General features: G+C 60.5%; 5 protein-coding genes. 4 read left to right on the top strand and 1 reads right to left on the bottom strand.

The genetic code is table 11. The annotated features are described in order from the left end of the window. Positions 1-1073: 1073 nt before the first annotated feature. The 3 genes from ACE04F_RS20265 to ACE04F_RS20255 all read left to right on the top strand — a co-directional run bounded on the left by ACE04F_RS20265 (position 1074) and on the right by ACE04F_RS20255 (position 7840). On the top strand, positions 1074-4526 hold the full coding sequence (locus ACE04F_RS20265) for a GMC oxidoreductase (protein WP_486109445.1): 3453 nt from the start codon (positions 1074-1076) through the stop codon (positions 4524-4526). Between the two features lie 173 nt (positions 4527-4699). Continuing rightward, positions 4700-6568 carry a c-type cytochrome gene (locus ACE04F_RS20260; RefSeq protein ID WP_486109443.1) on the top strand — a complete coding sequence of 623 codons (1869 nt, stop codon included), beginning with the start codon at positions 4700-4702 and terminating at the stop codon, positions 6566-6568. 27 nt (positions 6569-6595) lie between these two features. Next, the gene (locus ACE04F_RS20255) at positions 6596-7840 is read left to right on the top strand and encodes a metallophosphoesterase (RefSeq protein WP_486109441.1); all 1245 of its coding nucleotides are present in this window, start codon (positions 6596-6598) and stop codon (positions 7838-7840) included. A 107-nt stretch (positions 7841-7947) separates the two neighbouring features. Here ACE04F_RS20255 and gbcA read toward each other — a convergent pair whose 3' ends face one another. Next, entirely contained in the window at positions 7948-9243 is a 1296-nt protein-coding gene (gene gbcA, locus ACE04F_RS20250; protein ID WP_305498304.1) for a glycine-betaine demethylase subunit GbcA, read from the bottom strand. A gap of 282 nt (positions 9244-9525) precedes the next feature. Between gbcA and gbcB the strand changes: the two genes are divergently transcribed. Then, positions 9526-10626, top strand: coding sequence for a glycine-betaine demethylase subunit GbcB (gbcB, locus tag ACE04F_RS20245; RefSeq protein ID WP_305498306.1), 1101 nt, complete (start codon positions 9526-9528; stop codon positions 10624-10626). Positions 10627-10668: the final 42 nt, after the last annotated feature.

The raw sequence follows: 10668 nt of genomic DNA, 5'->3' as shown, positions 1-10668 counted from the left end.
CCGTTGCATAGCTGTTCCACCGCATTCGCGAGCAGGCTCCCCCCACAGGGGATTGGTGGAGCCACCCAATATCCTGCCTAGCCCGGTGTTGTGGAAGGATTACCCACAATCCCTGTGTGTCCAGCTGTGGATAACCTGTTCGCCCCTCGCTGCATCCCATGTGAATTGGCCTTTGGAGACCTTCGTTCAAAAAACAACCAGATTAACTTGCGGTTTTTATTGGGTTTTTTTGCGAGTAACGGAGCATTCCAACCCAGAGTTGCCCCCAATCTCTGTTGGCGCTTCTGTGGATAAGATGTTCGCTCAACGCTGCAACCCATGCGGTACGGGGGCTCCAGCGAGTTGATCAATTAATGATCAATCATAGAGTTCCAGTTAAAAAACCACTGAAATAACATCGGTTTATCGGCTACCCAGGCTGTTTTCCACAAAATCGTCAAATTACCCCCAAACGCTGTTGGCGCTTCTGTGGATAACGTGTTGGCTCTGTCCTCCAGGCCACGCTATGCGCGGCTTATGGAGTATTGATCAAAAAACGTTCAATGAAGCACGAAACGACTGTTTGCGATAAGTCACGGATTTTATTCACGTTGTCCTTCACCAAATCCAGCTCGCCTTTACACTTGTCCCCATTAGCTGTGGGTGGCTATGTGGATAACTTGTTCGCCGAACGCTACAAGCCACGACAGGCTTAGCACCGAACGCGATAGATCAAATTTCATACAGTTCTAAGGAACCACCTTGACGTAGGGGTGTCGCCTGTCTTCACTCAGGGCACAAGGAAGCACGACTTATCCATGCCGGTTCAGGGAGAACGCATGATGGATAGCAAGCCCCCCAATTCGTACCCCGCTTCAACCCCGACGTGCATGCCCACCCCCATGACCTCGTTACCCCGGCGCAACGGTCGTCGTGCCGCCAATCAGCGTGCACGCCTATAGCGCCTGAGGATCCCTCCCATCAACACCGTTGACTGCCGCTTCAACCCGTACGGGATAGTGGCCAGGCGTTCGCACGCCTATGAATCTACAGGCAACCGCAGAGTTGCCCCTTCTGCCTGAGAGGACTTGAACATGACACGGATATCGACCCCCATCAGTGAAATCAAGGAACACTACGACGTTATCGTCATCGGTTCCGGCTACGGCGGCGGCATTGCCGCATCGCGCCTGTCCCGGGCCGGGCGCAAGGTTTGCCTGCTGGAACGTGGCCGGGAAATCCAGCCGGGCGAATACCCCAATACCTTGCTCGCCGCCACCGAGGAGTTGCAGGTGCATGACCCGGACGGCCATATCGGTTCGCGCACCGGGCTGTTCGACCTGCACGTCAACGCCCAGCAGAACGTGGTGGTCGGGTGCGGTCTGGGCGGCACCTCGCTGATCAATGCCAACGTCGCGTTGGAAGCCGAACCCGGCGTCTTCGAGGACCTGCGCTGGCCACTCGCAATGCGCGAGCACAGCGATACGCTACTCAAGGACGGCTACGCGCGGGCTCGGGAAATGCTCAAGCCCAACCCTTATCCGGCGTCCTCGCCGAACCTGCCCAAGCTCGACGCCCATAAGAAATCCGCTGATTACCTCAAGCAGGGCGCACATTTCTACAAGCCGCCGATCAACGTGACCTTCGACAAGCTGCCGAACAACCTCAACCACGTCGGCGTCGAGCAGTTGCCGTGCAACGGCTGTGGCGATTGTGTCTCGGGCTGTAACAACAAGGCCAAGAACACCACGCTGATGAATTACCTGCCGGACGCCTGGAACCATGGCACGGAGATTTTCTGCCAGGCCGAGGTGCGGCACCTGGAGCGCGATGGCGACGGCTGGATCGTGCATTTCCAGTACCTGGACAGTGGTCGCGAAATGTTCTCGGCGCCGACGCTGTTCGTGCGCGCCGATATCGTCGTGGTCTCCGCCGGTACCCTGGGCTCCACCGAAATCATGTTGCGCTCGCGGGACAAGGGCCTGTCGATGTCTGCCCAGTTGGGCGAAAACATGAGCGGCAACGGTGACATCCTCGGCTTCGGCCACAACTGCGACCAGGTCATCAACGGCATCGGTTTTGGCGCTCATTCGGCCAAGGAGCTGGAGCCGGTGGGGCCGTGCATCACCTCGGTGATCGACATGCGCACCGAAGGCGACTGGCGCAGCCGCATGGTCATCGAAGAAGGCTCGATTCCCGGTGCCCTCGGCCGTGCCATGGTGCCGAGCATGGCGGCGTTCGCCGAGATGATCGGCGTGCCCACCGACACCGGCTTTGGTGCCGCCCTGAGATACAAGGGGCGCGAAGCCGAAAGCTTCCTGCGCGGGCCGTACTACGGCGCGCTGCATAACATGCAGACCTACCTGATCATGAGTCATGACAACGGCAAGGGCCGCATGGTCCTCGACAACAAGGACCAACTGCGCATCGACTGGTCCGGGGTCGGCGAGCAGGAAAACGTCACTCTCGGCAATGAGCGTCTGCACCAGAGCACCAAGGCCCTGGGCGGGATCTGGGTCGAGAACCCGATCTGGACCAAGCTGCTCAAGCACAGCATCGTCTCGGTCCATCCCTTGGGCGGCTGCGTGATGGGCGAGGACGCCGCCCAGGGCGTGGTCAATCACAAAGGCCAGGTGTTCAGTGGCGCCAGCGGCACCGACGTCTATCCGGGCCTGTACGTGACGGACGGCTCGGTGATCCCGACGTCCCTGGCGGTCAATCCGCTGCTGACCATTTCCGCGGTAAGTGAACGCAACATGGGCCTGCTGGCGGCCGATCGCGGTTGGCTGATCGATTACACGCTGCCGTCGGCCCCGCGCAAACCAGTGGCGGCGCCGACCCTCGGCGTGCAATTCACCGAAACCATGAAAGGTTATTTTTCCAGCGCCTTCACCCAACCCCAAGGCACCGACCTCAGCTTTTACGAAGCCGCGGCCAAGCGCGGCCAGGCCGACAACTCGCCTATCGAATTCACCCTGACCATCACCGCCGCTGACCTTGATCGCCTGATCAAGGAACCGGAACACGCCGCGACCCTGGTGGGCACGCTCGATGCGCCTCTGCTGTCATCCAAGCCGCTGGTCGCCAGCAACGGCGTGTTCAACCTGTTCGAGCAGTATCAGGATCAGGTCGGCGTGCGGCACATGAACTACGACATGAAACTGACCGCCGAAGACGGCAGCGACTATTTCTTCAGTGCGTTCAAGACGGTGCCGGAGGACAACGGCGTGCTGAACATCTGGCACGACACCAGCACCCTCTACGTCACGCTCTATCGCGGGCCGGACAAGACCGGCGCGGTGCTCGGCTCGGGGGTGATGCACATCCTGCCGGCGGATTTTGCCAAGCAGATGACCACCATGAAAGTGCTCAACGCCCGCAACGAGCGTGAGCGGGTAGAGGCGCTGGCGCGGTTCGGCAAGTTCTTCGCGGGCATCCTGTGGGAGAGCTACGGCGGGGTGTTCGCCGGCGATGTCTATTTCAACCCGGACGCGCCGCCGCGCTTGAAACGGCCGCTGGATGCACCGGCCCCGGTGGTGCATTTTTTTCAGACCGAAGACCACGTCGAACTGCGCCTGACCCGCTACCAGGCGGGCAGCAAAGGCCCGGTGATGCTGGTCCATGGCCTGGGCGTGGGCTCGAATATCTTTTCCACCGACACCATTCATACCAACCTGTTGGAGTACCTGTGCAAGCACGAGTACGACGTCTGGCTGCTGGATTTGCGGGTGAGTATCCTGCTGCCGGCGAGCAAAAACGAATGGAACGGCGATCAGGTGGCCCAATACGACTTCAAGGCCGCTATCGGGCAGATCCAGCAGGCGACCTCGGCTCGTGACGTGCAATGCGTAGTGCATTGCTACGGCGCGACGACGTTCTTCATGTCGATGCTGGCGGGCTTGCAGGGCGTGCGCTCGGTGGTCTGCTCGCAGATCGCCGCCGACACGGTGGTCGCCACCGCCACCGGGTTGAAGGCCGGTTTGCATCTGCCGGGAGTGCTTGATGCCATCGGCATCAAGTCCATGACGGCCTATGCCGACACCAAGGAAAGCTGGTTCAACAAACTCTACGACAAGGCCCTCAACGGCTATGCCCGGATCGAGGCCCAGGGCTACTGCACCAACCCGGTCTGCCACCGCATCACGTTCATGTATGCGTCGCTGTACCGCCACGACACCCTCAATGAAACCCTGCACGACAACCTGCATGAGTTGTTCGGCGAGTCGAACATCCAGACCTTCGAGCACCTGGCGCTGATCGTGCGCAAAGGGCACCTGGTGGACTTCAAGGGCAACGACGTCTACATGCCGCATTTCGACCGGTTGAAGTTGCCGATCTGCTTCATCAGCGGCGCCGACAACCAGTGCTACTTGCCGCAGAGCACCCTCAAGACCTACGAACGGCTGTGCGAGATGCACGGCCCGCAGTTGTTCAGCCGTCATGAGGTGCCCGGCTACGGCCACATCGACTGCATGTTCGGCAAGGACGCGGTGGTGGATGTGTATCCGATCATCCTCGGGCACCTGGAGAAGACGGCGCTCGGTTGACTCGGCACCGAGTCGCCTTCTTCGCGAGCAGGCTCGCTCCCACATGGGATTTGTGTCGTACACAAGTTGGGTGGTTAACACCGCTCTATGTGGGAGCGAGCCTGCTCGCGAAAGCAATCGTTAGTGCGCCGCATCGTGTGAATCAGGAATAAGGAATAAGGAAAAAGGATGCCATGAACACTTGTATCCGCTGGTTCCAACGCATCATCTGGATCGGAATCGTCATGAACATGGTCTTCGCGATCCCGGCGCTGTTCGCGCCGGCGTTGCTGACCTCCATGCTTGGCCTGCCGCAGGTGCTGTCCGATCCCTGGCTGGAAAACGCCGGCATGTTGCTGGTGGGGATCAGCCTGTTCTATATGCCCTCGGGGTTCAACGCGCCGCGTTTCGTGGTGCATTCGTGGTTATGCGTGCTGTCGCGTCTGGTGGCGGTGGTGTTCTGGATCTACCTGATCAACACCAACAACCAGGGCCAACTGTTCGTGCCGATGTTGATCGGCGACCTGAGCATGTTCCTGATCCTGGGCGTGCTGTTGTATCTGGGCAGCCCGGTGGCCAATCGTCCGCTGGCGTTGCTCCGGGCCGGTTGGCGCGAATGGCGTCAAGGCTGGGCACATCGCTGGCAAAGCCATGGCTTCAAGGTAGGCGCGCTGATTATGCTGCTGGTGCTTGGCTTCATCGGCTACCAGACCTGGTATCAGATGATCCGCGAGGTGCCGCAGCCGGACTTCGCTTCCGACGAAGATCATTACAAATACGCCGCCATCGGCCTGGGCATCGAAGCGCGGATTCCCTACTACCTGTTCGCCGTGCTGCCACAGATGTGCCCGGAAAAACTGCCCAAGCCAGGCGGTTATGAGGTGTTCGGCTTCCTCTATGAAAACGGCAACGACCTGCCCATCGGCATGGCCAAGCGGCAGCTCGGTTACCCCACGGTGGAGCCCAACTGCGCGCTGTGCCACACCGGTTCCTACCGGGCCAATGCCACTGACGTAGCGGTTCCGGTCGCCGCCGCGCCGGCCAATACCCTGCAATTGCAGGCCTTCCAGTGGTTCGCCTACGAGTGTGCCAGCGATCCGAAATTCACCCCAGACGCGGTGATGGCGGCGATCAACGGCAAGTTCCAGCTGGGGTTCTTCGAAAAGCTCTATAACCGCTACCTGATCATTCCGATGGCCAAGAGTGCGCTGCTCAAGCAGAAACAGGCGTACGCCTGGCAGAAGCTGCGTCCGGCCCAGGGACCGGGGCGGACCGACACGTTCAACCCGACCAAGATGGTGGTCTTCGGCTTCCCGGATGACTCCACCATAGGCACCGTGGATTTGCCGCAGGTGTGGAACCAGAAACCCCGTGAGTCCATGTACCTGCACTGGGACGGCAATAACAACAAGATCCACGAACGCAACTACGCCGCAGCCATGGCCGTGGGCGCGACACCGGAATCGGTGCTGCCGCCGAGCTTCAACCGGGTGACCAACTGGTTGCTGGGCCACAAGCCACCGGCCTGGCCGTTCGCCCTGGATCAGGCGAAAGTCGCCCAGGGCAAACCGATCTGGGAGCAGAACTGTGCCGGTTGCCACGACTTCGGCCGCAGCGACACCGGCCAGGTCACCACCAACATCGACCAGTTGGGCACCGATCCCCATCGGTTGAATTCCTTCACCACCGGGCTGGTGACGGCGTTCCATGGTTTCAAGAAGCCGCCGTTCGACTTTGGCGCCTACCGCAAGACCCAGAGCTACAGCAACACGCCCACCGACGGCATCTGGCTGCGCGCGCCATACCTGCATAACGGTTCGGTGCCGACCCTGTGGGATCTGCTGCAAACACCCGAGCAGCGCCCGCAAGTGTTCTACACCGGCTCCGACATCTACGACCCGCAGAAGGTTGGTTTCATCACCAGTGGCGCGCAGATGAAGGCGTCGGCGGATTTCAAATACGACACGCGCCTGGAAGGCAACCACAACGGCGGCCACCTGTACGGCACGCAGCTGTCGGACGTCGACAAACGGGCTTTGATCGAATTCATGAAGACCCTGTAGTCCGGGGCAAAACGAAGGAGCGTTCACATGTCATTACTGCACCATTGGGAACATGAGTTCGACAAGGTCAAGGTCCGCCTGCACGGGTTGGTCACGCGGCTGGAAATGTCCTGGAAAAAACTCGTCAACGACCTCGAGCCCGAGGAGTTCCAGGCCATCGTCAAGCTGCTCGAGCGTGGCCATGCTCAAGCCCGGCATGTCATTGATCATGGTGATTTGCCCGACGACGAACCGGCCGTGCCGTGGGAGCTGGCGCACGGCCTGTCGATTCTGAAAATCGGCAACGCCACGCCTTTGCCGCAAAAGGAACAGGAATTGCCAACCCGAGTGCTCAAGGACGGCACCTTGCTCGGTTGCCGCAAATGGGAGCTGCTGGACCTGTTGTGGAGCGAGGCGCTGCTCAAGTGGATCGAGAACCTGCGTCACCACGCACCTTTCGCCACCACCCCGGCGCTGGTGAAAATGGACAACGACGTGGTGCTGGCCATTGCCGGCGACTGGGGCACCGGCCCGTTCGACAGTCACGCACCCGCCGTGGCTGTCGCCAACCAGATGCAACTGGCCCAGGCCGATTTCACCATTCACCTGGGGGATGTGTATTACGCCGGCACCCATTCTCAGGAAGATGTCGACATGGCTGGGTGGCCGCAGGGCAAGCATGGGTCGTTCACGCTCAATTCCAACCATGAGATGTACAGCGGCGCCCATGGCTACTTCAAAGAGCTGGCGTCGCGTTTTCCGGTGCAACAGGGCACCAGTTATTTCGCCTTGTACAACGACGACTGGCTGGTGGTCGGCCTCGACAGCGCCTATGCCTCGGACGCGATGAACCTGTACATGGACGGCACCCTCAACACCCAGCAGATCGAGTGGATGAAAAGCCTGCCCAAGCGCAAGAAACTGATGGTGCTCAGTCATCACCAGGGTTTTGATATTTCCGGACACCACAAGACCGCGCTCTACCAACCGGTGTGCGATGCCTTGGGGCGTGAGCCGGATTACTGGTACTGGGGGCATCTGCACAACGGCATCTGCTACGCGCCGCAAGGCGGGCTGCAGGCGCGTTGCGTCGGGCATGGAGCGATTCCCTACGGCACCACCAGCGAGTTGAACGGGCATCCTCGGGTGTTGTGGTCGGAAACACAATTGGCGGGGGACGAGGCGTATCCGGAGCGGGTGTTGAACGGGTATGTGAAGGTGCGGCTGGCGGGGGAGGAGATTATCGAGACGTTTTATGGGGAGGATGGGTCGGTGCGTTGGTCTTCAAAATAATCGGGTGAATGTAAAGCCGCCTTCGCGAGCAGGCTCGCTCCCACATTTGATCTTTGGTACGCCAAAGAACCCTTGTGGGAGCGAGCCTGCTCGCGAAGATTTGGATTTTAGCCCTGGACCGGCACGCCCTTGAGGTACGGCGCCGGCTCGGCCCCGAGGTTGTTGAGCATGCGCTCGCTGTACCAGTCGACGAAGTTCACCACGCCGAATTCGTAAGTCTTCGAGTAAGGGCCCGGCTGGTAGGCGGTGGAGTTGATGCCGCGCTGGTTTTCTTCGGCCAGGCGACGGTCCTGGTCGTTGGTGGCATCCCAGACCTGGCGCATGCGCTCCACGTCATAGTCGACGCCTTCGACCGCGTCCTTGTGCACCAGCCACTTGGTGGTGACCATGGTTTCCTGGGCGCTGATCGGCCACACCGTGAAGACGATGATGTGATCGCCCATGCAGTGGTTCCACGAGTGCGGCAGGTGCAGGATGCGCATCGAGCCCAGGTCCGGGTTCTTGATGCGGCCCATCAGTTTGGCGCAGCCCTGCTTGCCGTCCATGGTCATCGACACGGTGCCCTTGAGCAGCGGCATGCGCACGATGCGGTTGCGCAGGCCGAAGCTGGCGTGGGCGTAAGGGATCTTCTCGGCGTCCCAGGCAGCGGCGGAAGCGGCCACGTGGTCCTTGAACGCCTGGTCGGCCCGCGGATCGGTGACGTCGTCCCATTCCAGCAGGGTCTTGAGCAGCTCGGGGTGCGAGGCGTTGCAGTGGTAGCACTCGCGGTTGTTTTCCAGCACCAGTTTCCAGTTGGCCTTTTCCATCAAGGTGGTTTGCACCGCCACCTTGGTGTTTTCCATGTCGTAGGGTTCCATGTAGTGGTTCAGGGTCGACAGGAAATCATCGATGGCCGGCGGGTTCTCGGCCAGGCTGATGAAGATGTAGCCGCCGGCGGTCTTCACGTTCACGGGCTTGAGGCCGTACTGCTTCATGTCGAAGTCGGCGCCCATTTCGGTGCCGGCAAACAGCAGGCGACCGTCCAGTTCGTAGGTCCACTGGTGGTAGTGGCAGACCAGCTTGGCGACCTTGCCCTTGTCGCTGGTGCACAACCGCGAGCCACGGTGGCGGCAGACGTTATGGAACGCGTGCACCACACCTTCGGCGCCGCGAATCACGATGATCGGGTTCTTGCCGACCTGCAGCGTCAGGTAGTTGCCCTTGGCCGGGATCTCGCAGGTCATGCCGGCGATCAACCATTCCTTCTGGAAAATTTCCTGCATGTCGATATCAAACAGGCGCTCATCGGAGTAGAACGGCTGCGGCAGCGAAAAGGTCCGCTCGCGCTCTTGCAGCATTTGCGCGGTGGCCTTGCGTGCGGGTTCCAGCGGATCGCCCAGGCTCAGGGTAGTAGTGACGTCCATCGTTTTATCCTCATGGCCATCTCTGTGGCCGGCGAAAGTGGCTAATCAAGGGTGCTACGCAAGGCAGAAAATAGTGTTTATCCGTTGGGGCGAGTGTGGGGCCGCGCAGGGGCGCAACCTTATCCATGGGCGACATGGCCCAATCTGTTCCCGACGCGCGAGCCCCGGTAGTTAGGGGCTGGTCGCGATAAGTATGTGAATGTCGCAGATAGGTAAATGGTGGTGCAGGCGCCTGCGCACAATCGCCATCATTAAGGCCGACAGTCGGCCGTGGAGATCAGCATGTCCAATAATTTCCTGAACCCGGTCACCACCCAGACCTGGGCCAATGGCCGACATATCGTTCGTTGCGTCAAAGTCATCCAGGAAACCTGGGATGTGCGCACCTTTTGCTTCATGGCCGACCAGCCGATCATGTTCTTTTTCAAGCCCGGGCAATTCGTCACCCTGGAGCTGGAAATCGAAGGCCAGCCGATCATGCGCTCCTATACGATCTCCAGTTCGCCGTCGGTGCCCTACAGTTTCTCGGTGACCATCAAGCGCGTGCCGGGGGGCAAGGTCTCCAACTGGCTGCACGACACGCTGCATGAAGGCCAGGAACTGGCAGTGCACGGGCCGGTGGGGTTGTTCAATGCCATGGATTTCCCGAGCCCGAAGGTCCTGTACCTCAGCGGTGGCGTCGGGATCACGCCATGCATGTCCATGGCCCGCTGGTTCTACGACACCAACGCCAATGTCGACATGACCTTCGTCCACAGCGCCCGCTCGCCCAAGGACATCATCTACCACCGCGAGCTGGAGCACATGGCGTCGCGGATCGACAACTTCAGCTTGCACCTGATCTGCGAAAAACATGGTCTGGGCGAGCCGTGGGCCGGGTATCGCGGTTACCTGAACCACAAGATGCTCGAATTGATGGTGCCTGACTTCCTTGAGCGCGAAGTGTTCTGCTGCGGCCCGACGCCGTACATGAGCGCGGTCAAGCGCCTGCTGGAAGCGGCCGGCTACGACATGAAGCGTTACCACGAGGAATCCTTCGGCGCCACGCCACCGGAAGCCCGCGCCGACGCGGTGGAACAGGCCGAACAAGCCGCGGATGCGCCTGAAGTCGACCAGGCCGATCTGCATCAGGTGGAGTTCGTCGCGTCGGGCAAGAGCATCGGCGTGGCACCGGGCGAAACCGTCCACGCGGCCGCAGCCAAGCTTGGCCTGATGATCCCCAAGGCTTGCGGCATGGGCATCTGCGGCACTTGCAAGGTCATGAAGCTCGGCGGGGAAGTGGAGATGGAGCACAACGGCGGCATCACCGAGGACGACGAGGCCGAGGGTTACATCCTTTCGTGCTGCAGCGTGCCGAAGGGGGATGTGCGGATCGAGTTTTAACCCGCAGCGAGCCCCCTGTGGCGAGGGAGCTTGCTCCCGCTG

Source organism: Pseudomonas sp. AGC41 (assembly GCF_057334555.1).
This window is presented reverse-complemented; position numbering and strand designations above follow the sequence as displayed.